19 protein-coding genes and 1 pseudogene are annotated in these 25,382 nt (G+C 32.1%); 5 read left to right on the forward strand and 15 right to left on the reverse strand.

What is annotated here, in order from left to right; all coding sequences use genetic code 11:
- Positions 1–7 precede the first annotated feature (7 nt).
- Positions 8–1,162 (reverse strand): TIGR03364 family FAD-dependent oxidoreductase, encoded by a 1,155-nt coding sequence (locus tag QZZ51_RS09805; RefSeq protein WP_291869117.1) that lies wholly within the window; start codon positions 1,160–1,162, stop codon positions 8–10.
- On the reverse strand, positions 1,155–2,414 hold the full coding sequence (locus QZZ51_RS09810; protein ID WP_291869119.1) for a DUF5690 family protein: 1,260 nt from the start codon (positions 2,412–2,414) through the stop codon (positions 1,155–1,157). Before QZZ51_RS09810 ends, QZZ51_RS09805 begins: the two co-directional genes overlap by 8 nt.
- Before the next feature lie 505 nt (positions 2,415–2,919).
- Here QZZ51_RS09810 and pta point away from each other — a divergent pair.
- From pta to QZZ51_RS09825, 3 genes are all read left to right on the forward strand, one after another.
- Entirely contained in the window at positions 2,920–5,013 is a 2,094-nt protein-coding gene (gene pta, locus QZZ51_RS09815; protein ID WP_291869121.1) for a phosphate acetyltransferase, read from the forward strand.
- Between the two features lie 17 nt (positions 5,014–5,030).
- Positions 5,031–6,215 (forward strand): acetate kinase, encoded by a 1,185-nt coding sequence (locus tag QZZ51_RS09820; protein WP_291869123.1) that lies wholly within the window; start codon positions 5,031–5,033, stop codon positions 6,213–6,215.
- Positions 6,216–6,541: 326 nt separating this feature from the next.
- The gene (locus QZZ51_RS09825) at positions 6,542–7,204 is read left to right on the forward strand and encodes a response regulator (protein ID WP_291869124.1); all 663 of its coding nucleotides are present in this window, start codon (positions 6,542–6,544) and stop codon (positions 7,202–7,204) included.
- Between the two features lie 57 nt (positions 7,205–7,261).
- On the opposite strand, the gene QZZ51_RS09830 is transcribed toward QZZ51_RS09825, so the two are convergent.
- From QZZ51_RS09830 to QZZ51_RS09870, 9 genes are all read right to left on the reverse strand, one after another.
- Positions 7,262–7,468 (reverse strand): DUF2892 domain-containing protein, encoded by a 207-nt coding sequence (locus tag QZZ51_RS09830; RefSeq protein ID WP_291869126.1) that lies wholly within the window; start codon positions 7,466–7,468, stop codon positions 7,262–7,264.
- Positions 7,469–7,483: 15 nt separating this feature from the next.
- Positions 7,484–7,789 carry a hypothetical protein gene (locus QZZ51_RS09835; RefSeq protein WP_291869128.1) on the reverse strand — a complete coding sequence of 102 codons (306 nt, stop codon included), beginning with the start codon at positions 7,787–7,789 and terminating at the stop codon, positions 7,484–7,486.
- 9 nt (positions 7,790–7,798) lie between these two features.
- The gene (locus QZZ51_RS09840) at positions 7,799–10,993 is read right to left on the reverse strand and encodes an efflux RND transporter permease subunit (protein WP_291869130.1); all 3,195 of its coding nucleotides are present in this window, start codon (positions 10,991–10,993) and stop codon (positions 7,799–7,801) included.
- A gap of 205 nt (positions 10,994–11,198) precedes the next feature.
- Positions 11,199–12,275 (reverse strand): efflux RND transporter periplasmic adaptor subunit, encoded by a 1,077-nt coding sequence (locus QZZ51_RS09845; protein ID WP_291869131.1) that lies wholly within the window; start codon positions 12,273–12,275, stop codon positions 11,199–11,201.
- A 29-nt stretch (positions 12,276–12,304) separates the two neighbouring features.
- Positions 12,305–13,609 carry a TolC family protein gene (locus QZZ51_RS09850; protein ID WP_291869133.1) on the reverse strand — a complete coding sequence of 435 codons (1,305 nt, stop codon included), beginning with the start codon at positions 13,607–13,609 and terminating at the stop codon, positions 12,305–12,307.
- A 189-nt stretch (positions 13,610–13,798) separates the two neighbouring features.
- Positions 13,799–17,668 carry a P-loop NTPase fold protein gene (locus tag QZZ51_RS09855; RefSeq protein WP_291869135.1) on the reverse strand — a complete coding sequence of 1,290 codons (3,870 nt, stop codon included), beginning with the start codon at positions 17,666–17,668 and terminating at the stop codon, positions 13,799–13,801.
- Positions 17,669–17,817: 149 nt separating this feature from the next.
- Entirely contained in the window at positions 17,818–18,471 is a 654-nt protein-coding gene (gene upp / locus QZZ51_RS09860; protein ID WP_291869137.1) for a uracil phosphoribosyltransferase, read from the reverse strand.
- A gap of 131 nt (positions 18,472–18,602) precedes the next feature.
- On the reverse strand, positions 18,603–18,740 hold the full coding sequence (locus tag QZZ51_RS09865) for a hypothetical protein (protein WP_291869139.1): 138 nt from the start codon (positions 18,738–18,740) through the stop codon (positions 18,603–18,605).
- A 79-nt stretch (positions 18,741–18,819) separates the two neighbouring features.
- A complete protein-coding gene (locus tag QZZ51_RS09870) occupies positions 18,820–20,277 on the reverse strand; it encodes an FAD/NAD(P)-binding oxidoreductase (RefSeq protein WP_291869141.1) in 1,458 nt (485 codons plus the stop codon).
- Between the two features lie 271 nt (positions 20,278–20,548).
- On the opposite strand from QZZ51_RS09870, the gene QZZ51_RS09875 reads away from it, so the two are divergent.
- Positions 20,549–21,202, forward strand: coding sequence for an OmpW family outer membrane protein (locus QZZ51_RS09875; protein ID WP_291869143.1), 654 nt, complete (start codon positions 20,549–20,551; stop codon positions 21,200–21,202).
- A 177-nt stretch (positions 21,203–21,379) separates the two neighbouring features.
- Positions 21,380–22,378, forward strand: a complete 999-nt coding sequence (locus QZZ51_RS09880) for a metal-dependent hydrolase (RefSeq protein ID WP_291869145.1) — start codon at positions 21,380–21,382, stop codon at positions 22,376–22,378.
- Between the two features lie 2 nt (positions 22,379–22,380).
- Here QZZ51_RS09880 and QZZ51_RS09885 read toward each other — a convergent pair whose 3' ends face one another.
- The 4 genes and pseudogenes from QZZ51_RS09885 to QZZ51_RS09900 all read right to left on the reverse strand — a co-directional run.
- Positions 22,381–22,674 (reverse strand): hypothetical protein, encoded by a 294-nt coding sequence (locus QZZ51_RS09885; RefSeq protein ID WP_291869146.1) that lies wholly within the window; start codon positions 22,672–22,674, stop codon positions 22,381–22,383.
- Between the two features lie 15 nt (positions 22,675–22,689).
- Positions 22,690–23,763: a cytochrome d ubiquinol oxidase subunit II gene (gene cydB / locus QZZ51_RS09890; RefSeq protein ID WP_291869148.1), complete on the reverse strand. Its 1,074-nt coding sequence runs from the start codon at positions 23,761–23,763 to the stop codon at positions 22,690–22,692.
- A gap of 3 nt (positions 23,764–23,766) precedes the next feature.
- On the reverse strand, positions 23,767–25,098 hold the full coding sequence (locus tag QZZ51_RS09895) for a cytochrome ubiquinol oxidase subunit I (protein WP_291869150.1): 1,332 nt from the start codon (positions 25,096–25,098) through the stop codon (positions 23,767–23,769).
- Positions 25,099–25,208: 110 nt separating this feature from the next.
- Positions 25,209–25,382 (reverse strand): annotated as a pseudogene (locus tag QZZ51_RS09900) (peroxiredoxin); the annotation flags it as partial.

A 25,382-nucleotide genomic window follows, 5' to 3' on the forward strand; every position in this document is an offset into this window, starting at 1 on the left:
TGCATTATTATAAATTAAAAATTTTAATAATATTTTCTTTAGCAAACCCTGCGCTTCCTGTCATTCCTTTACCTCCAATACCAGTCACTATATGGATACTCTTATCTATTATTTTTTCGTAAATATCTGAATTAGAACATTGAGAATATATACCAAACCATCGATTCTTAATTTTATAATTGGGCAGGTTAAATATTTTTTTAGCCTCATTAATAATTGCGCAATCAATTTCCATATTTAAGCCTATACCAAAAGTATGTATAGAACTAACATTTGTATATTCATGAGAATCTCCTATGATTATAGAACCATCTTGTGCTTGTTTAAACAAAATATGAATTCCCCATTTTTTTATTAAAGAATTTTGGTCTTCTAAGCGTTTTATTTGTTTAAAAGATGGGCACTCCTGAAAAGCCTCATATCTTCGAATAGAATGCCCTGTAAGAATAGAACTAGGCAATCTAAAATTCGATTGAGGTTGTGTAGACATCATTTGTAATTTAACTGCTACTAATTGGCTTTCTGCAAAAAATTTAGGGTATAAAATTTTAAAATCGCTCCCGTTACAAATAATAATTTTTTCCGCAGAAAAGGTGTTTCCATCTGAAGTATGAACAATTACTCCCGTAGATAATGCATTGCATTCTATAACAGTCTTATTAAAAAACAAATCTAACCCTAGACTGCGTAAAAACATATGTAATTTACCTATCATACTAAGGGGTTCTACCATTACTTCTTCAGGAAAAAACAACCCTGCTTTTACATAATCTTTGTTTAAACCAGGATATTTATTTAAAGTTTCTTCTTTCGTAAGTAACATGGAACTATAATTATTACTTTCATTGATTGCTCTTAACTCCTCTATTAGCTGAACTTCTTCTTCATTACTTGCTATATAGACTGTACCTTCTTGCCGTACAGAAACATTATGTTTAGACTGAATTTCCTTGTAAATTTTTAAACTTTCTCTACCGTATTTTTGCCATTTAGAATTCATTCCAGAGGGTACAACTTGCCCAAAATTTCGGATGGTTGCTCCTTGTGGCATTCTGTCTTTTTCTAGCAATGCTACTTTTAATCCGTTTTGTATTGCTTGGTAGGCATGAAAAGTTCCTAGCACTCCTCCACCAATAACTATTAAATCATATTCATTATTCATATGTTATATTTGAAATAGGTTGGGTTGTAATTTTAAAACGAGTAACATTCTTTCTTTTAAAATAAAATAAAGACACTAGAGAAATTATAAATCCTAAAACAGAAACCAAATAAGTTGCTGTTGTAAAGAAGGTTAACCAAGACTGTTCTCTATGTACCAAATTTTTATATACTAAGACCATGATACTCCCTAGGTAACCAAAAGCATCTACTATATAAATTAAAAAACCCGCATTTCCTTTTATATGAAAGGTAGCAATCATCCTATCGAAAAAAATGCCATTAAAAGGAACATAACTTATATATAGGCCTAGACCGATTAAAATCATCCATAATTCAGGGCCTATAACTGTACTTTGAAATAAATAGCTACTTAACCCTACCAGAAGTGTTCCAAAACATAAAAGATAATGGTAAGAGATAAAGGCCCTATAATTGTCTTTTATCAACGTAAAAAAACCAAAAAGAATCAATACTATGATTGCTATGGGTAACTCAGATAATGTATATACCGATATATCTCCTTGATAGCCCAAAGCATCCCAAATTTCTCTTGAAAAATTATCTCTAAAATCTCTAATTGCTGTCAAGAATACATAAAACGTTACTAAAATGATTAATGGAAAACCAAAACGTATAAGAACCTTTTTTCTATCTCCAGTTATCATGGGGATTCTCTCTTGTTTAAACTGTCTGTCTTCTACAGTTGGCTCTGGTATATGCTCTAATAAAAAGGAAAAGAGTATAAAAGGCAATAAAAAAATAGCTCCAGTTACTGCTGGCATCCACACCTCTGGGACCTCTAAATACCGTACAACCCATAAGCCTACAGACTTTACTACACCACTTGACACTATAAAACTAGAGCAGAGAACTACTCCTAAAATTTCGGTTACTTTTCTTCCTTCTATATAGGAGAAAACTACACCCCATACCATACCTAATGATAATCCATTACAAAACATGAAAATAAAACTGTACCTATGTGGTACTATTGCAAAAAATAGCAAACTGACTTCTGCAATTAAAATCATTGCTATTAAATATGGTAAACGCCATTTTTTTTGCAATTCAGAGATTAATTTAATACCTAAAAATTTAGACATCATATAACCAATAACTTGAGTTATAACGAGGACTATTTTATAATCTAAACCAAGAAAATACAAATTTTCAAAAGTTGCTGCAGTAAATGGTTTCCTAAAAGCATACATGCAAAAGTATGTTCCAAAAGAGGAAAATATTGCGTACATTAAAAATTGCACCTTTTTATTATCTATTCCTAGAATTCTCATTGTAGTTTACAACTAGTAACTATTACATTGCAATATTCTTTAAAAATTTATAAGTAATAACTATTGCTCAATTAACAAAAGCTTATGAAGTATTTATAAAATTGTAAATTTTATAAATACTTGGCAATCTCAATATATTTATATTTTAGAATAGATTGAAACCCAAAATATTAGATCAAATAATTTGAATTTCTATTAAAAAACGAACTAGAACCTGCTTTTAAATAACAAAAAAACGAATGTTAAGACCTGACAATTGTCATAAAACTAATCCTGTAGCAGATTTACTTTTGCCATGCTTTAAAAAAACGAGTGGAGTATTTTTAATTTAGATATACGATAATTTTATTTTGCTTCTCCTTATAAAAAACAGTGTTAACACTAAACACAATCATCTAAAATCTGACGATAAACTTGTAACTTTAACAAAAATTAGAGCTTTAAAAGGTAAAATTTACAACGAATGAGTAAAGCAATATATATTGCCACAACAGAACCAAATAGTGGAAAATCTTTAATCTCGATAGGTTTAATGCAAATGCTATTAGGAAAAACTGCCAAAGTCGGTTATTTTAGACCCATTATTAATGACTATTCTTCTGGAAAAAAAGACAACCATATAAACACTATTCTATCTTACTTTAATTTACCAATAGAGTACAAAGACACTTATGCTTTTACTAGGAGTGAAGTTGTAGAAAAAAACAACCAAAATAAAGAAGATGAAGTTTTAGATACTATTATTAAAAAATATAAATCTCTAGAAGAAAGATTTGATTTTGTTTTAGTAGAAGGAACCGATTTTACAGGAGAAGGATCCATAATAGAGTGGGATATCAATGTATTAACTGCAAAAAATTTAGGTATTCCGACTATAATAGTATCTAGTGGTGTTGGTAAAACTTTAAAAGAATTAGTAGGAAATCTTAATTTAGCATGCGACTCTTTTAAGGAAAATGGGGTAAATGTCTTAATGGCTGTTGCTAACAAGGTACAATCTGAAAATATTAATTTAGTTGCTTCTGCTTTAAAAGAGAAGTTACCAGATTCTATTTTAACGGGAGCAATTCCTTTGAATCCGGTTCTTGGAAATCCAAGTATAAAAGAGATTGTTGAGCAACTAGATGGAAAAGTACTTTTTGGCGAAAAATACATTAATAACCAAGTTGGTAGTTTTGGTGTAGGAGCCATGCAACTAAGAAATTATCTTACCCATTTAAAAGAAGACGGTTTAGTTATAACACCTGGAGATAGAGCCGATATAATTTTAGGTGCTTTACAAGCAAACTTATCTGCAAACTACCCAACGGTATCAGGAATTGTACTTACCGGAGGACTAATGCCCGAAGAATCTATCACCAAACTTATTGAAGGACTATCAGAAGTAGTTCCTATAATATCTGTAAACCAAGGTACTTTTAGTATAGCCAATAAAATTGGCTCTATAAAACCTAAAATATATGCTGAAAATGAACAAAAAATAGCTGTATCTATTCAAAATTTCTCTAAATATATTCCAATAAATAAATTAGAAGAAAGGCTTATAACTGCAAAAAGTAATGGTATAACACCTAGAATGTTTCAATATAATTTGCTTAAAAGAGCACAAGAAAGCAAAAAACATATTGTTTTACCAGAAGGCACAGACGAACGTGTACTAAGAGCTACAAAAGAGCTGATTGATGCTAATGTTGTTGACATTACACTTTTAGGAAACAAAGCACAAATAACTAATAAAGTAATAAGTTTAGATTTAGATTTAGATCTATCCAAAATAACGATTGAAGACCCTACGCAGTCTGCTCATTTTAAGGATTATGTAGAAACGCTATATCAATTAAGAAAACATAAGAATTTAAACTTAGCTATGGCTCAGGATTTAATGGAAGATGTTTCCTATTTTGGTACTATGATGGTCTACAAAGGACATGCAGATGGCATGGTTTCTGGAGCAGTACATACGACACAACACACCATACGACCAGCATTACAATTTGTTAAAACTAGACCAGATGCCCCAATTGTCTCTTCTATATTTTTTATGTGTCTTCCAGACCGAGTTACCATTTTTGGCGATTGTGCTATAAATCCAAATCCGACAGCAGAAGAGTTAGCCGAAATAGCTATTTCATCTGCTGCAACAAGTGCTGCTTTTGGAATAGAGCCAAGAATTGCCATGCTATCTTATTCTTCTGGTTCTTCTGGAATGGGAGAAGATGTAGATCGTGTGAGAAAAGCAACAGAAATAGTAAAATCAAAAAGACCAGATTTAAAAATCGAAGGCCCCATACAATACGATGCTGCGGTAGATATGAAAGTTGGTAAAAGCAAGCTTCCTAATTCTAAAGTTGCTGGCCAAGCTACTGTATTTATTTTTCCCGATTTAAATACCGGAAACAACACCTATAAAGCGGTACAAAGAGAAACCGGAGCTTTAGCCATTGGCCCCATGTTACAAGGATTAAATAAACCTGTTAATGACTTAAGTAGAGGGTGTACTGTAGATGATATTTTTAATACTGTAATAATTACTGCTATTCAATCTAATGGCATTTAAAAAATACCTTTTTTAATATGAATATTTTTATACTTAACGCTGGTAGCTCTTCTATTAAATATCAACTTATAAGCATGCCATCTGAAGATGTAATATGCCAAGGTATTGTAGAACGCATCGGAGAAAAAGATGCCATTTTAAAATACAAAACCAATACTATCTCTATTGAGGATACGCTAGAAATTGCAAATCATAAGATTGGATTAGAAAAAGTGGTAGAACTATTACTTCATAAAAAAAATGGAGTAATAAGTAATACCGCAGATATTAATATAGTTGGCCATAGAGTGGTACATGGAGGAAACAGTTTTTCGAACACTACTTTAATTACCGAAGAAGTTAAAGCAAAAATTAAAGAACTTTCTAAATTAGCTCCTTTACATAATCCTCCAAATTTACAAGGCATAGTATTAGCAGAAGAAATTTTTACAGACGCTAAACAAGTTGCTATTTTCGATACTGCTTTTCATCAAACTTTACCTGTTGTAGCACGTAAATATGCTATTCCCAACATATTCTTTGATAAACACGGTATCCAAACCTACGGATTTCACGGAACTAGTCACAAATATGTTTCCGAAGAAGCCAATGCGTACCTAAAGAAAGATAATTCTAAAGTAATTAGTATTCATTTAGGTAATGGCTGTAGTATAACCGCAGTGTATAATGGAAAAAGCATAGATCACAGCTTAGGTTTTACACCAGGAAATGGGCTTATAATGGGCTCTAGGAGTGGAGATATAGACCACTCTCTTATCTTTTATTTAGTAGATACTTTAGGGTATACCATGGAGCAAGTGAATAAAATGCTTTTAAAAGAAAGTGGTATGCTTGGCCTTACGGGTTATAGTGATTTAAGAGATATTGAAAGAGAAGCTGAAAATGGCAATAAAGAATGCCAATTGGCATTAGAAATGAATGCATATAGGATAAAAAAATACATTGGAGCATATGCCGCTGCAATGAACGGTTTAGATGCTATTATTTTCACTGCTGGTATCGGAGAAAATTCAGATACCATGCGTAAAATAGTATGTACTAACATGGATTGCTTAGGCATACAGTTAGATATTGAAAAAAACAAAGTTCGCCCAAAAAAATTGACGGAAATTAATACCAACACTTCTAATGTTAAAATTTTTGTGATACCCACAAACGAAGAATTAGAAATTGCTAAACAAGCGTATTCTTTAATAAAATAAAACAAATTAAAGACCAGCACCCTTATTAAAAAAAATCAGTTATGACTTTATAAAAAAGGCGGACTGATTTTTTACTTATTTTTCGTTTTTAGGTGATGGTTTTTCCTTCTTTTTTCACTAAAAACACTTCATTTAAGGCATTAGTAAGAAGTTACCTACACAAAATAAAATCTTCTACTGAAGTAATTTTTATATTGCACCTTATTATATACTAAACCTAATATCATGTTATTTGAACTGTAATAATTACGCTATAATAAAGGCAAATATTACAATTCCTTATCTGATATTTATAAATTTTCTGGTGTTAAGCTAGAGCATCTATTTTGAAACTTATACTAAATATTTTAATGGTCGATGACCACCCAATAACCCTTAGAGGCTATGAGTTGTCATTAAATGAATTTAGCGATAGATACATTTTTGAATTCCATAAAGCACATGATAGTGCAGAAGCAATTGAGTTAATAGAAAAAAATGAAACTAATTTTTTTCACATCGTATTTTTAGATATAAGATTACCTGTAAGTGATAATAACTCTTTAATCAATGGAGAAGAACTTGGAGTAAAAATTAAAAAAACAATTCCTTCAAAAATTATTGTTTTAAGCTCTATTAGCGACACACAAAGAATATATAGTATTCTTAATAATTTAGAACCAAATGCATTTATAATAAAGACAGAAGCTACACCTGAGCTTTTGTTAGAAGCTATTGACCATGTAATGTCTAATAAGGAATATTATAGCCCAAAAATTAAGAAACTTATTAGCATACAGAATTCTCAAGACCCAACTCTAGATATTTATGATATAAAAATTATGTATTTTTTATCCGTAGGTGAAAAAATGAAGAACTTACCAAACTATGTTCATCTTTCCATTGCTAGTATTGAAAGAAGAAAAAAGAAAATTAAAGCCTATTTTGGTAATAATGATGCTACAGATAGAGAGCTTATTGAAACTGCAATTAAAAAAGGTTACATCTAGTTAAAAAACAAAACATAACCCTATACTATTATTTATTCTTGAGAAAAACCTCTGAAATTAAGCAGAACAACTTCCCCCCTCTTTTTTTACTCCCAACTTAACTAGTATTGTTTCTAACAAACACCATTTAGTAAATGCAGATTGTATTAAGTTAACACCTATAAATACGGTAAACCACATCCAGTTTTGGTTTACATAAACACTTAAAACAACGCTTAATAAAATAAATGATCCAACAATAACTCTAAAATACTTATTTAACATGTTTCTTTTTTTAAATTAAATATACTTTTCAACAGGAACTACAACTGCTCTTATAGGGTTCGTAGTTTCTAGATTTGCATTAAACGTTTTTATTAGGCCAAACAATACCTCTATTTTGTCTTCTTCTGTAAAAGAAAACAACAAGCTAGATTGCACACCTCCTTTTTCACTAGGGAACCAATTAGAAGCTCTAAACAACGCATTGGTGTTCTTATACCCATCTATGGCTCCTTCGCTAAAACTATCAATATTTGCTTGTTTAAAAAGCTCAGGAATCTCCTTTTCGAACTCTTTTACTACCGTTACTATAACTAGTTTCATACCTTGTATCTATTTATAATTTTTACGCTCTATCATATAATATACTAATGGAACTACCAATAAAGTTAATACCGTAGATACTATCGTTCCTCCCATTAATGATATTGCCAATCCTTGAAAAATAGGGTCAAATAATATTACAAATGCTCCTATAACTACGGTTCCTGCTGTTAATAATATTGGTGTAGTACGCACGGCTCCTGCTTCTATTGCCGCTTGTTTTAAGGGAACTCCTTCTTTTAATCGTAGATTAATAAAATCTATTAATAAAACAGAGTTTCTTACCATTATTCCCGCTAAAGCAATCATACCAATAAATGAAGTTGCTGTAAAGAATGCTCCCATCATCCAGTGTCCTAAGACAATCCCTATTAAGGATAACGGAATAGCCACCATCATTACTATGGGTGCCTTAAAGTTCTGAAACCACCCAACAATTAGTATATAAATTAAAATAATAGCTCCCATAAAAGCGATACCTAAGTCTCTAAAAACTTCTAAGGTAATTTGCCATTCACCATCCCATTTTACCGTGTAATCGTCTTCAAAATCTGGCTGCCCCAAGTACATTTCATTTATTTTATATCCATCAGGTAAAGATATCTCTTTCAACTTCTCTTCCATTCCTAAAATGGCATAAGCAGGACTCTCTAATTCTCCGGCCATATCTGCCATTACATAAACCACTCTTTTTTGATTTTTATGAAAAATGCTTTTAGCACTTGTAGTTTCTTCTATTACAACTAAATCTGCAATAGGCACCATCTGCCCATGTTTAGACTTTATCTTTAATTGAGAAATATCTGTAATAGTAGATTTTTCTTTTTCGTCTAAAGCCAAAATTAAGCCTACTTGTTTACTCGCATCTTCATCATACAAAGTGGTTATGCTTCTATTAGATAATGCCATATTCATGGTGTATGCTATTTGCTGAGGAGCCACACCATATAACATTGCCTTTTCCTTATCAATTATAAACTTATATTCCACTTGGTCTGCCTCTACCATCCAATCAATATCCACGACATCATCCGTGTTTTTTAATATTTCTTTAATGCTATTTGCTACCGCTATTTGTGTATTATAATCTGGCCCGTATACTTCTGCAACAATCGTAGATAATACTGGTGGCCCTGGTGGTACTTCTACTAATTTTACATTCGCATTAAACCTAGATCCTATTTTCTGAATTTCTGGTCTTAGCAGCTTTGCAATATCATGGCTTTGTATACTACGTTCTCCTTTATCAATAAGGTTTACTTGAATATCTGCCATATTACTACCACCTCGCAAATCGTAATGACGAACCAAACCGTTAAAAGTTATTGGTGCAGAAGTTCCTATATAACTCTGGTAATTTACCACTTCTGGCCTGGTAGATAAATACTGCGCTATCTCTTGCGTTACAGCACCAGTACGTTCCAAGGTTGTCCCTTCGGGCATATCTATTACTACTTGGAACTCATTCTTATTATCAAAAGGTAACATCTTTACTGCCACAGAATTTGTAAAAAACAATCCCATGGAAGCTATAAGTATTAAAAAAGTTACACCTAAAAACAACCAACGTTTGCTTTTATTCTCTATTAAAGGTCTTTCGAACTTATCGTAGAGTTTATAAATTAATGTTTCTTCCAAAGGTTTTTCTGCCTTCTCTACAGCTCCTTTTTTATCTTTTTCTTTTAAGAAAATAAATCCTAAATAAGGGGTAATTGTTAATGCTACAAACAAGGACAAAATCATTGCAATAGACGCTCCGATTGGCATTGGCGCCATATAAGGTCCCATTAGTCCAGAAACAAAAGCCATTGGCAATACCGAAGCTATAACGGTAAACGTTGCTAATATAGTTGGGTTACCAACCTCATTAATAGCATAGAGAGCTGCCTGTTTAAAAGGCAAGCGTTTCATTTTAAAATGCCTATGCATATTCTCTGCGATAATAATGGAATCATCCACTACAATACCCGTTACAAATACTAAAGCAAATAATGTAATTCTATTTAGTGTATAATCGAGCATATAATAACTCAACAAGGTCAATGCAAAAGTTATTGGCACAGATAAGAATACTACTAAACCACCACGCCAACCCATAGCCAACATAACTACAAACGTAACGGCAATAATAGACCCTATAAGGTGTAACAACAATTCTGATACTTTATGAGATGCCGTTTCTCCGTAGTTTCTAGTAACCTCCACATGTACATCATCTGGAATTAAAGTAGTTCGTAAATGTTCCACCTTATCAATAACCACATCTGCAATTTTCATGGCATCTGCACCTTTTCTTTTTGCTACAGAAATAGTAACTGCTGGGTATTCCGATTTAAAGCTTGCTGCTTTATCACTTGCTTGGCCAAAGCCTAAATTCACGTAATTTCTAGGAATCTCGGGACCATCTACAATAGTAGCTACTTGTTTTAAATAAATAGGCTTATTCTGTTGCACACCAACAACCAAGTTCTCTACATCAGAAACAGATTCTAAAAACTTTCCTGTGTTCACTAAAAATTCTGTATCATTTTTAGTAAAACTACCCGAGTTTAATTGCGAATTGTTCGCCTTAATCATTTCCGAAACCGATAAGAAATCTAAGCCACTTGCTGCTAATTTATCCTTATCTAAAACCACCCTTAATTGACGTTCACGACCACCAATTTTATGTGTAATAGCAACATCGTTTACCTTTTTTATTTCTCCTTCCAATTCCTGAGCCATCTGGCTTAATTGGTAATCATCATAATTTTCGCTCCATAGCGTTAAACCAAGCATAGGAACATCATCAATGGCACGTGTTTTAACCAATGGAAAAGTTACCCCTTGCGGCATAATATCCATATGTTTATTAATCTCATTATACAATTTTACAAAGGAGCGCTCAATATCTTCGCCCACGTAAAACTGTACAATTACCATCCCTTGCTCCTTCATCGAAGTAGAATACACATACTCTACCCCTTTAATATTCGATATTAATTTCTCTAAAGGTTTTATAACACGAGACTCTACCTCTGTTGGGCTTGCTCCTGGGTAACCTACAAAAATATCGGCCATGGGAACATCAATTTGTGGCTCCTCTTCTCTAGGAATTAGGAAAGAGCTATACACACCTATGACCATAAAAACGATCATTAGAAGTATGGTTAGTTTAGAACCTATAAACGATTTTGCAATTTTCCCTGCTAATCCTTCTTTCATAGTTTAATATTTTTTTTGGACGTTTTAACGGGCTATTCGTTACAATCTTTTGATTATGGCTTACACCATACCAAAAGGATTTTCACTACTATCCCTAACGCAAACTTGGTTTACTCGATAATCGAGATTTAAATGCTCCGACGCTTGTGTCGAAATGTTACATTAGTTTTACATAAAATGCCTCGCTAGCTTCCTCCGAGGTTATTTACTGTATAGCTATTTTAGCACCGTTATATAATTTACTTTGCGAAGAAATAATGTATTGTTCCTCTGTGGACAAGCCCGAAAGAACCTCTACTTTATCTCCAAAAGTGCGTCCTAAACGCAACCAACGCAATACCGCTGTATTAGATTGACTTACCGTATACACACCAGATAACTGTCCCTTTGTAACAATTGCTTCTGCCGGAATAAGTATAGCAATAGAATTTTCTTTTTTAGTTATAGGAAACTGAGCCGTTGCGTACATCCCAGATAATAAAGGCACCTCGCTTTTCGATAATACCACTTTTACCATGTATTGTCCGCCCGTATTTTTAGCAGATGTACCTACCTCTACTATTTTCCCTTTAACCGTTTTTTGCATTGTTTTTATTAGAACATCTATAACTATTCCTTCTTTAATCTGCATAATTTCGGACTCAGGAACCATAGCCAAAATTTGGTATTTCCCTGGAGTCTCTACTTCTAACAAAGGCATTCCTGGGTTCGCCATATCTCCGGCACTAATAAATTTATTAGTAACAACACCTGTAAACGGTGCTCTAATATTAGCATAAGACATTTGAGCATTTACACCATTCTTCATTTGTTTAGCAGACTCTAAACGTGCTTTTGCCATTTGGTAATTGGCCGTTATATCATCTAATTCTTTTTGCGAAGCGCTATTTTCCTTAAATAAAGCAGTAAATCTATCATAGTCTTTTTCCGCATTACCAAATGCTGCATTTGCCTCCGTGATACCCGCATTTACTTGTGCTAATTGTGCAGAAACATCGGCATTATTTACACTTAATAACAATTGGCCTTTACGAACCTTATCACCCACTTTTACATAAATCTTATCTACATAGCCCATCATTCTAGTACTTAAATTGGCACTATTAACAGCTTCTATTTTTCCACTAGCAGATAGAAAAGGGGTATTTGTATTTTCTCCTACAACACCAACTTTCACAGAAACAACGGGGCTATTATCTACTACGGTTTGTTTTTCTTTAGTACCACAACTTACTGCAAATAGCACTAGTGTTATCAATCCTAAGATGTATTTATTTTTCATGATTGCTTGTCTTCTATTTTTTATAAAATCTATTCTTTGGTTAAAAACTGAACATATGCCAAAGCATAGTTATGTTGAAATATGGTATTGTAATATTCTAATTCTTTTTGCGAAAATTGCGTTTCTGCTAGTAACAATTCCGTAGTTTTTTCTAACCCTTGCTCAAAACGATTGGTACGGATTCTAAGAGACTCTTTAGATTGCTCTAATGCTAGCGCCGTTAGCTCCAAGTTGCTTTTAGCATCTTGAAGCATACGTTCGGCCCTATTCAACTCTACCTGACTTTGCGTTTTATACTGGTGTAATTCTAATTTAGATTTTTGGAATTCTGCTTTACTTGTTTGCATTTTACCTATTCGTTTGCTACCCTCAAAAAGATTCCATTGTAATGCAGCGCCGAATAAAAACCCACTTGCATCTCCTTGAAAAATTTCATCATCATGAAGTTCATAGGTACCAAAAGCATTCAATCTTGGCAGAAAGCTCATTTTATCGGCTTTATACATATTTTTATACGCATCGCTAGCATAGGTCATAGCCATAATATCTTTCCTGTTTCCTGGTAGATTAAACACCTCTTCCTCTCTAGAAATAATAGCTAATTCATCGGCAGGTTTTAAAATAGCATAACTAGTATCGTCCATTAAGGCAGACAAATAGTTCGATGCATTTTTTATATTACTATTGGCATATTGTAATTGATTACTAATCTCTGTTACCCTTACCTCTACGGCTAACACATCAGATTTTTGTAAATATCCCTGGGTAAAGCTATTATCCGCTAAACGTTTATTTTCTAATGCTGTTTCTTGTGCTTTTTCTAAAACGTGTACCATTTTATAAGCCAATTGCAATTGCATATAGGCTTTATCTACCTGTAAATAGGTATAATCCTGTGTACGCTCGGATTGCATTTCTGTAGCATTAAGTTTTGCTTTGGCTGCCTTACGTTGGTATAAACCGTCTAGATTTACTAGTGGTTGTTGCACTTCTATTCTTGTAGCATAATCCTCTATTTGATTTGGATTGTTTAAAAGACCAGGATTAAAATCTGCTGCAGTTAATATCTCTTGGTTTAGTTTAGAACCAAAAGCCATCAAAGGGTTTGTAGTTGCTATTCCCGTATGAGAAACACCAATAGTTGGCAACAAAACAGCATTAGATTGTCTAAAATTTCCTTGTGCTGCTAACACCTCTTGCTGCGAGATTTTAATGCTATTATTGTTTTCTTTTACCCTAGCTAAGACTTCCTCTTTTGTAATAAGAGTTGTCTCCTGTGAAAATGCCAGTAAGGAAATTCCAAAAAATGCCAGAAACACTATGCTTTTCTTCATTACGCTTTAATATTTTAAACAAAATTAAAGAGATAGAAAAAACTGTACAGTAACTATTGTTACCTATGAAAAAATAAGATGACTAGAGTTTTATTCTTTTTCAGGAAAACTAGATTCTATAGAGCCTTCCTTAAGGTGTAAAATAAAAAATATTCTCTTTAACAAAAATAATCCATATTTGAAATCCTATTAAGCAGATGCAACTAGCTTAAGCATATTTCTGTTTTTTTTGTCTTCCCTATTAGATGTTATTATCCCTAACCTTTTTAAAGAATCCGTAAACTCTTTATTTCTTGAATTATTTGTGACTCTCTCTTGTTTCCTTGAAATTATCAAATTCTTATATGGAAAGCCTAAATAGCCTATCATTCTTTTTGTGCTTGACTTATCAACACTACTAACATTCAAATTAAATAATTCAATTTTATACTCATCAGAATTACCTTTAACAAAAAGCCCTTGTAACAAACTAGAACTTAAACTTCCAGTTCTTTCATGTACATATACCGTAGCTGCAGAATTTGCTATATCAGTATTCTCTATTATTTCACCTTCTTCCAAAGTATCTAAAAATTGTTTTTTCTCTACATTAATTAAAACAGGAGATTGGAGCGTTAATAAATGATCATCTTCATCCATTATGTACTCGTCATATGCTTTAATATATGTAGTAAAACTTTTCTCTATGAGCTTAATATGGAGATTAGGAAAAACATCTTTTGCAATATCATAATAATCAACAGACAATCCAATAAACTTTGTTTCAATCATAGATTCAACTTTATCGTATGAAAGGTTTTCTATAGATAAGCCTATCCAGTTGGAGAAATGACAACCTCTAAGCTTAATATGACTTTCTAAACTTAAATCATCACAACAAATCACTGCCAAAGCAAGTTTCTTTTTTGTTTCATCATCGTCATTGAGAGGTGACAAATCACCTTTACTCAATTCTCTATAAACATCTTTATTGTTTAAATAATTAATCAAAATACTATCTAAGTTTTTAAATTCATAACTATTGAAATAATCCATTACATTTTCCCAGCTAGGAACAATAGCTAACTCATTTAAAACCTCTGATTTTATTTCAATATCATCAAAATCAGATAGTTTTTGAAAAACAGGGGTTGTTGATTCTAAAATCAGCTTTCTTGTTGGAACGCTTAAAACTTCATTATTTAAAAGTAATTTTAAAGCTTCATCCGATTCATTAGTATTGTTTTTCAATGACAACAATACGGATGTAACGTACAATTCAATTTCTTTATCAATATATGTAAGTGTTGATTTGTTTTCTAAATTCTTTAATGTGGTATAGTTTGCACTTTTAAAATCCTCCTCACCTATTGATTCATTGGTTGCCGTTGCTAATAAGTTAATTGTATTAATCTCGTAATGGTCATTACTGATTACATGACTATACAACTCTTTATTCTTTAATTGCAACTCAGTAATGTCATCAAATTTAATTTTACCATCTGTTATAACTGATTGTAGTTTTTCTGTTAAATCTTTATCCTTTAACAAATCACCAAGATTGGATAATATACTAAAGTGCAATCTAAATGACATTAGATAAAACATTTTTTTTAAATCTGGCAAAGCGGCATTAGAAATGAAAAGCTGAAAGTATTCATTAACTTTTTTCTTCGAAAATTTGTTGTTTTTTGAGACTATATCACTCCAAAAACTTGGCCATACATTAGCAAGCTCTTTAAACAAAACACCATTATCCGTTAGACTACTTCTCTTATAACTATCAATAAAATCAACTACTCTTTTGTGCTGAGGGTGAAACAGTTTTCTTAGTAAGATATATCGGGATTGGTATCCTTTTTTATTTTTAAAAACGAACTCTACAATTTGATGATTAAGGATAGCAATCTTTTCAAAATGACTTTCACTTATCCTTTGTACAGTTTTTTCCAATCTTTCTAACTTATAGTCAAAATCTGAAATTTTACTACTTCTGACCTTTCTAATAAATTTATAATCCCCTTTAGTAATATTTACCTCATGGAAAAGAGATATATAATCCATGTAATTCTCATTAATATATCCATTAACCAACAAGCTTCTTATTAGTTCACTATCATTAAATACTCCCAAATAATCACTTATGTCTTTTGTTTGGAAAATTTCTTTTATATCCCATCTCTTTATATCTTCTTTTTTTAGCTCTAATAGTTCATTTGTTATTTTTAAGTCCTCTATTTTATTATCATTTAAATTATTTATAAATTCTAATCTTTCAACAAAACTGTAATTCTTATTTATTTCTTTTTCAATATCAGAAAAGGATTTGTTAACGGATGTACTAGTTATAGAAGTACGATTGTATTGGTTAAAATAAGCGTTATATTGAATTTTTTGTTCACTCATTAGGGTATTAAAATTACCCTCATCAGTAAGATTTTTGATGTCAATTTCTTGACCATCAAGTATGATTTTATGAAGATTATTAAGGTACTTCAACACATTATAAACATATATCTCTTTTAATTCTTTTTCATCTTTTATTTTCTCTTTTTCAAGGCTTGTAATTTCAGACTGATTAGTACTGATTTCTTCTTCCAAATCTGAAATTATATCTTCTATATAATTTTCTTTGTTTTTTATAAAATTAAATAAGTGCCCATCTTTTTTATGTAAGCTTGCGAAATCTCTCGGGTGTATGTTTTTATAGATAACCATGGCCAGTAGATTATCATGCTCAAGTTCATGCTCTAGACTTTCTTTGTACACCAAATATTCCTGTAAAATATTTGTTAGTAAGCGCATATCTATATCATCAATAAATGTAACAACATCATCAATAAAAGTTTGCGAAAAAATATTTACTAAATCTTCTTCTTCCAGTAGCTCCGTAAGCTTATCGCTAGAGTTTGATGGATTTATATATGGTATAACAGGTATTATATAATCAAAAAATTTAATTCTCTCATGCCCTTGAAACATATCGTCTCGTATTGCATATACAAATACAATTTTTCTTTTGCTAATAAGCTCACTATTATTCAGTAGCAAATTGATTTCCCTAAGCTTTGTGAAAATTTCCGTATCCTTGAACCTGTCTAAGTCCTCAATAACTACTACATTAAATTTTGTTTTTTGAAAGAAATAAATGATTTCATCTAAATGTTGATTCAAAATGGACTTATCCACATTTTCACCAAGCTCTAACTCTCCTTTTATGTTTATTTTACTAATACGGGAATTTCCAAAGGTTCTTATTAGTTTAAAAATAATGCTCACCAACCCTGTCAAAAAAACAATAATCACTACAAGAGAAGTCAGGTCTAAACCCTTAGAAGAAAATGTCCATGTCAAAGGATTTATTTTACTAAAAATATCAAACTGCCATAAAGAAAAAGCGGAAATAAGCCATACAACAAAACAGAGTGCGGTTATAGTTAATTTTGTGTCTGTTAAGTTTATTATTCTCTTAAAACGAGAATCAGGAATCTTAGAAGGTTTTACATGATAAATCATTTGTTGAAGAATACTTACCTCCAACAACCTTTCAAAGTTCTCATGACTTTGTTGGGAATGATTTTTACTAATTCCTTTTGCTGGCTTTTTTTTTGCTATACTTTCCTTTGCTTTTCCTTCTTGTGGTGCTGTTTCTTCCTTTAATTTTCTTTCTTCGTCCTCCTCAATTATCTCATCCTTAAAAGAAGCCAAAGAAATATTCAAATATTTAAAATTGTTATTAGGATCTTCCGTCTTGTATATATCTTGAAAAGTCTTAATTACCGTACTTTTACCTGAGCCATATGTACCAGTAAGAGCAATATTTGTAACATCTTCACTAGAAAGTGCACTATTTAGCCTATTTAAATAGGGAGATATTTTTTTAATTTTTTCTTTATCCTTAAGAACTTTTGCTGCTAAAGAAGAAATTGGTTCTGGCTTTTCCTGTACCTTAAAAAATATTTGTTCAAAACTATACTGAAGTCTTCTTAGCTTAGAAATGAAGATTTTTATGGATGAGTCTTTCTTTAATAAAGAATTAGAGTTATTACTTAGTTTTTTTTTGGTTTGTTTTTCTTCCATGTTCAATCAATACTAGAATCGATAATTTTATTCATTTCTAAAATATTGGGGGAGAGTAAGAAATTTAATTAGTTACCAAATATATCATTTTAACAAGTAATAATTTACAGATATCCGTTATGCTATTCAAAATTGTAGTAAAACACCATTTACAACTTCTCTCCATAAGATAAATCTCCCGAATCTCCCAAACCTGGGATAATGTAGCCTCTAGTATTAAGTTCCTTATCTATATCTGCAATCCAAAGATGTGTGCTTTCTGGAAATACCTTTTCTATGTACTTTACCCCCTCTTCCGAACCTATAACACAAACAATATGTATTTGTGTTGGCGTTCCATGAGACTCTAATGCTTTTATAACATTTTCTAACGTTCTACCTGTTGCTAACATGGGATCAGCGAGTATCAAAGTCTTATTTTCTATAGAAGGAGCAGCTAAATATTTTACAATAACCTCAAAAGCATCTTTCCCATCTGGGTGATGTCTGTAAGCAGATATAAAAGCATTTTCTGCATCATCAAAATAATTTAATATTCCTTGATGCAATGGCAAACCAGCACGCATAATAGAGCAAAGAACCAATGCATCTATAAACTTAGTAGTCTTTTTTATACCCATAGGGGTAACCACTTCTATATCTTCAAAACGTAATGTTTTACTCAATTCATAACTTAAAATTTCTCCTATACGTTCTATATTTCTACGAAAACGCATGGTGTCTTTCTGAATAGTAGTGTCTCGTATTTCTGCAATAAACTTTTTTAATACTGAATTTTCAGATGCTAGGTGATGAATAATCATAAGGCGTATAAATTTCGTCTACTAAATTACTGTTTTAAAATGGCAATGAATATAGTTGTATAAAAAAGGCACTTTTGTCCCCAAAAGTGCCTAAACATCTACCAATCAATCAAAACTAATCAAATCACTAATTAGCTTACTTTTCTGGTTCCTCCATGTCCGCCAGCAACTATGATTAAAATCTTTAGGCTTAACCATAAGAATTTAAAGAACTGAATAACAGGATTACCCATTACAAATTTTTTATATTTTGATATTCTTCTTACCATATTTTTATTCTATTTACTCCGAGCTTAACTTTATTTGGTTTAATTTCTATTCCATAACCAACCTTTTTTGGTTGGATTCCTATTCCGGAATCAACCACCAAAATGGTTTCATCTTTGCCTTATATAAAAAGGCATAGTGGAGGGCTAATTTTAACCAATGCCCAGCCAAACCAATTTCTCCAAACGTTTTTCCTAATTTTCTTCCATGTGTATCTGGGTATTTCTTAAAATCTGGCACAATAGGATACGTAGTAATACTAACTCCACTTCCACTTGTCATACCATACCCTGCCGAAGCGATACATGCAGCTCCCATATTACCCATAGACCCTTTATGGTGTAATTCTTTGGATTTTCCTTGTATTAAATCTATAATATTATCTGCAACTAATTTTGCTGTTATTCCCGATGGCATTCCTGTTCTTGGCGGTGAAGGAGAAATAGCTGTCCCATTTTTACTTACTCTTGGCTTAGAAATAGCATGCGGTGGAGCAAAAGCTATTCCAGGAGCAAAAATATTAGCATAGGAAGGATTTTGATACGTTTCTGGCCAATCTTGTACGGACCATTGCTCATAAGGTTTAGCGGTATAATCCGCATCTACAATCATAAACCCTTTAAATAACTTTTCTGTTATATCGTCATTGTCTTTATTATAAGCCTTAAACCCATGCCCTGTAAATGCAGGAATAAGCATTGCAAAATCATAATCTTCGGATTTATATTCCCCTTCTAAATTTTCATAATGCGCAACACCATCTTCAATTTTATGTACTCCAGCACCAAGAATCCATTTAATACCGCGATCCTCGAAAATCATTTCTACCATCTCGTTAGATTTCATAATATTACTACCGTAAGTCAATAGCATACCATCCATACCAAAATCTCCAAGCTTATGTTCGTTAGCTATCCATGTAATTTCTGCCATGTCTCTAACTTTATGTCTTCTAAGTTCTTGCTCTACATTAAGAATATATTCAAAAGCTGCACCTTGGCAAGTTGCTTTAGCATGCCCCGTTCCGATAAGAATTTTAACTTTCTGACCTTTTTTCATGGATACTATAAGCTCTTGCAATCCTTTCCAAGCATGCTCTGCATGATCATAGGTACATACTGAATATGCTTTATTGGTAGCGGGCAACAATCCTTCTGTTAAATTAAATGCTAATCTGGGTCCTGTTGCATTTATTAAATAATCGTAAGTAACTTTTTCTCTTTTTCCTTTATCTTCCCCTAATACATATTCAATATTAACATACGGAGATGAATTTTCTGTATCCCCTTCAGGATGAAAAGTAACTGCTTTACCTCTTATAAAACCTATTCCTTTTTTCTTATAAAGAGGCGCTAATGGAAAAAGTAAATCTTTTGGTTTCATTCTTCCTATACCTACCCATATATTAGAAGGCACCCATTGGTAATTACCATTAGGAGATACAACAACTACTTTATGCTCCTTCCCCAATTTTCTTCTTAAATGTGAGGCTGCAACGTGACCAGAAATTCCTGCCCCTAATATTACAACTTTTGCCATCTTACTTGTTTTATGTTTGAAATTACCTCAATCCCGAAAAAATAACAATGATAAATATCACCTATCTCATCTGTATGAGTCCTGTAAATTTCAATCTTATCTCTTTGTCCTACAGCAACATTTGTTACACATAGCACTTTTCCCCCTTACAAATGCGTCTTTAATAACATTTACAAGTAAAAAAAATGATTTCTAAAAATGATATATCTCATAATTTGAGCTTTCATGAAGATATATTTTTGGCAAATAATTAACTCAAAATATGATTCCTATGAAGAAAATAATTTTTGGTCTATTGATCACGTTAGCGGCTTCTTTTACAATGAATGCGCAAGACAAACAAATGACAGATTCCGAAAGCTTTAGCAAATGGCAAGTAAGATTAAGAGCTCTTGTTGTTTCGCCAGATGAAAGCGCAACTATAGAAGCTATTGGTGGTGATGTTGACATTTCTACTTCTGTAATACCAGAACTAGATATTACCTACTTTTTTACAAAAAACATTGCAGCTGAATTAGTTTTAGGAACTACTAAACACGATGTAGAAGCAGTAGAAACTGCAGCAGGAAATATTGATTTAGGTTCTGTTTGGTTACTACCTCCAACTTTAACTGTTCAATACCACTTTACTGGTGGAGCATTAAAACCTTATTTAGGAGCTGGTATAAACTACACTATTTTTTATAGTGCAGATGAAGGGCCTGTTGCAGATGACATGGACTATGATAACAGTGTTGGCCTTGCTTTCCAAGCTGGATTAGATTTTGACTTAAATGACAACTGGTTTTTGAATGTAGACCTTAAAAAAGTGTACATGAACACAGACGCTACTGTTAATGCTACAACCGCTTTAGGTGCAACCGTAGTTGCTGATGTAGACATTAACCCTCTACTTATTGGTTTTGGAGTAGGGTATAGATTCTAAATTAACCACCCAAAATAGAAATCCCTATAGCCTTTGGTTATGGGGATTTCGTTTTTTAGTACGCCCCGTAAAACTAAACTTTAGGTTCTAAAAAGTAAATAGAAGCCCAATTGTCAGATATTTACTTATATGTCATTATAAATTTAAATTGGTATATCTTACTTTTGAATATATAATATGGATTCACTTACTCAAATAGTATTAGGAGCAGCAGTTGGCGAAGTTGTTTTAGGAAGAAAAGTTGGAAACAAAGCCATGCTTTATGGTGCCATTGCAGGTACTATTCCAGATTTAGATGTATTTGCTTCTTATTTTACAGATACGGTATCGGCCTTAGAAATTCATCGTGGGTTTACGCACTCCATTGTATTTTCTGTACTTTTTGCACCAATTTTTGGTTGGCTAGTTACTAGATATGAAAAACATAAAGACATTAAAGATTGGTCTTGGCTGTTCTTTTGGGCATTTGTTACGCATCCAATTTTAGATGCACATACCACTTGGGGAACCCAATTATTTTGGCCTTTAGATTTGCGATTGGCTTTTAAGAACATATTTGTTATTGACCCTCTTTATACTTTGCCATTTTTGGTTTTTTTAATACTCGCAATGCGACAAAAGCGTACTACAAAAAAACGTCGTTTTTATAATAAAATGGGGCTATTGGTAAGTTCTGGTTATTTGTTAATCACCTTTTTATTAAAATGGATAGCATTTAATCAATTTAAATCTGCTTTAGAAAATCAAAATATAGATTACTTGCAATTAGACACAAGGCCCTCTGCTTTGAACACCATTCTTTGGAGCGCTAATATTGAAACTAAGAATACCTATTTACTGGGTAACTATTCCTTTTTTGATTCAAAACCAATCACTTTTGAAACCTATCCTAAAAACCATAATCTTTTAGAAAATCTAATTGAAGATAAAAGTGTACAACGCATGATTGCTATTTCTGAAGGATTGTATACCGTCACTAAAAAAAATAAGAATCTATATTTTAACGATTTACGATTTGGACTTTTAAGCTTAGAACCAAACTCTCAAAGTTTTGTATTTGCGTATAAAATTGATGTAGATGATCATGGTAAAACCCAGTTTACTGAAGTGCCAAAAGACCAAAGCAATGGAAAAAAATTACTTGGTGATTTATGGGCCCGAATAAAAGGGAACTAAAACTAGTTTATCTTATTTCGAATCACTTTTGCCAAAACTAAGCCCAAAACACCTCCAATTGCTGAAACCAATATATTTATACACAGCCGTAAGCCATCAAAATCTCCGTCATTCATTATATGCCAAGGATCAAAACCTAATCTACCAAAAGATTTAATTAAAAATATACTTCCAAAAACACCGGCAATAGTATTTCCTATAACGCCAAAGGAGTATTTTTTATAAATACGCCCTATACTATTTGCTGTAATTATGCCTATAAGAATACTAATTAAAGAAATTAAGGTTCCTGTCATAATCGCATATTTACACTAATGTCCGTAATCCATTTTATCTATTTTTCCTCCCATTAATCTTTTTTGAATAATCATATATACAAAAAGAAGGATAAAGCCAATAATTCCCCAATTTAAGGCAACAGACAACCCATATTCGGATGCTGCAGTATTGTATATGGTCAAAGGTTCATTAACAGTATTAACAGAAGGTAATAACACAGGAAACAACGATGCTAATGAGGATGTAATTCCGCCTAATATTAGTAAGGTTGACAAGACAAAACCATAGATGTCTTTTTTTATTTTTTTAATAAAAAATAGCCCAATTAACCCTGTCAAATAAATCATAGGAAATACTATTAAATAGGGTTTATCTATAAAGTTATCTAAAGAATTAGGGTTAACTATTTGCCATATCATTAAAGAAAATATAGTAAGTGCTGTTAGTACAATGTTCAACTTAAAAATGACATTTTTAAGTTTACTATTTATGGATGAGTTAGTTTTTAAAATTACCCAATTAGCGCCATGAATAGCTAAAGTAACCACAGATATTAAACCTATAATAATGGTAAACCAATCTATAACTCCAGGTGTTTTGCTTAGTGGACTAAAACTACTATCCCATAATGGTAAGAAAAAATAATGCCCTTCATAAACAGACACTCCATTTTCAACACCACCTAAATTTACACCTCTAACAACATTACCCAAAGCAATACCAAAAAATAAGGCTAATAATAAACTAGAAACGCCAAAAGAGGCATCCCAGATATCTTTCCACATTTGGTACTTAAACTGACTTCTAAATTCTAAACCAATAGCCCTAAAAATAATTAACCACAAAACGAGTATTAATGGCAAGTAAAAACCACTAAAAGCAGATGCATAAAAGGTTGGAAAAGCCATAAAAAGCATACCTCCTGCAGTAACCAACCAAACCTCATTAGAGTCCCAAAATAAACCCGCAGATTTTGCAATTACCTCTTTGTCTTTTTCATCTTTCGCAAAGAATAAGTGAATTATTCCTGTTCCAAAATCATACCCATCTAAAATAAAAAATACCGCTAAAACTATAGCAATTATTATGTACCAAAATACTTCCATAATTTAATGTGTTTGAGGTTTTGGACCTTCGTTAATAGTTTTACCTACTAAGACTAAAAATAGTAAGCCTAGTAGCATATATAAAGCAACAAAACCTAGTAAAGTAAATAACGTATTACCAGAGGAAACTGTTGGAGAAATCCCTTCGCTTGTTTTCAATAAACCGTAAACCAAATACGGTTGCCTTCCTAACTCTGCAGTATACCAACCAGTAATATTTGCTATATAAGGAAACGGAACTAAAAACATAATGACCCAAAGCAATGCTTTAGAGTTGTATAATTTTTTTCGCCATAAAAAGAAAAGTGCCAATGCCATAATACCTATAAATATAGTCCCTAAACCAACCATTATATGATAAGAATAATAGAGTGCAGGAATATTATCTGGCAATTCTTCCTTTTTAAACTGATCCATCCCTTGAATTTGTTTAGCCCAATCTTGATACGTTAAAAAACTTAATATGTTTGGTACTGCAATTTTATTATCTAGCTTTTTTTCTACCATGTTTGGCTGACCAACAAGCACAATTTCTGCTCCAGCATCTTCTGTTTCAAAAATTCCCTCCATAGCAGCAAAAGATGCTGGTTGGTACTTTGCAACATTTTTAGCATTCCAATCTCCTGTTGGGAAAGCTACTAACAAACTAGAAATTAATCCGAATACTACCCCTGTTTTTAAAAACAGTCTTCCATATTCCGTTTGTTTATTTCTTAAAACATAAAAAGCACCAATACTAGCCACAACAAAAGAAGATGTAACAACGGATGCTAATTGATTATGTAAAAAAGCTGGTAGAAGCCAAGGGTTACTAAATAGTGCAGAAAAATTTTCTAATACATATTTGCCATTATCCAAAATCTCATAGCCTACAGGGTGCTGCATCCAAGCATTGGTTGCCAAAATAAACCAACCACTTGCCCAAGAACCTAAGAACACTAAAAAACCTGTTAAGAAGTGTAATTTTTGTCCCATTAATTTTTCACCAAAAATAAATAGTGCTAAAAATGAGGATTCTAAAAAGAAAGAGAACATACCTTCCATGGCTAAGGTTTGACCGATAATACCTCCTGTAAGCTCTGAAAATTTTGCCCAATTAGTCCCAAATTGAAATTCCATTGGAATTCCTGTCACTACTCCCATGGTAAAATTAACAGCAAAAATTTTCATAAAAAACTTTGCCGCATTGTTATACTCTTCAATATTATTTATTAAATATTTCCCTTTAAAATAAACAATCAACAGGGATAACCCCATGGTCAATTGTGGAAATATATAGTGAAATGTGATAGTAAATGCAAATTGCAATCTATCGTAAAAGAGCATGTCTTCCATATTCAGATTTTTAGACTATAAAAGTACCAAACACTAAGCAAATACTGTGTAACTTTTATTACAAAAAAAAGCCTCAATTAAGAGGCTCTTTTTATAAAATATTAAATGCTCTATTTTTTTAGAATTTCATTTAACACTAAATCTTTATCTAGCTTTTTAGTACAGAAAAACCAATCCATACATTCCAAATCATCATCACTTGTCATACGCTCTTCTGCCACACCACAAGAACCAGCTGGAGAGACAATAACATCATCTCCTGGATTCCAATCTGCTGGAGTTGC

This window comes from Maribacter sp. (assembly GCF_016744255.1).
Taxonomy (GTDB): Bacteria; Bacteroidota; Bacteroidia; order Flavobacteriales; family Flavobacteriaceae; genus Maribacter_B.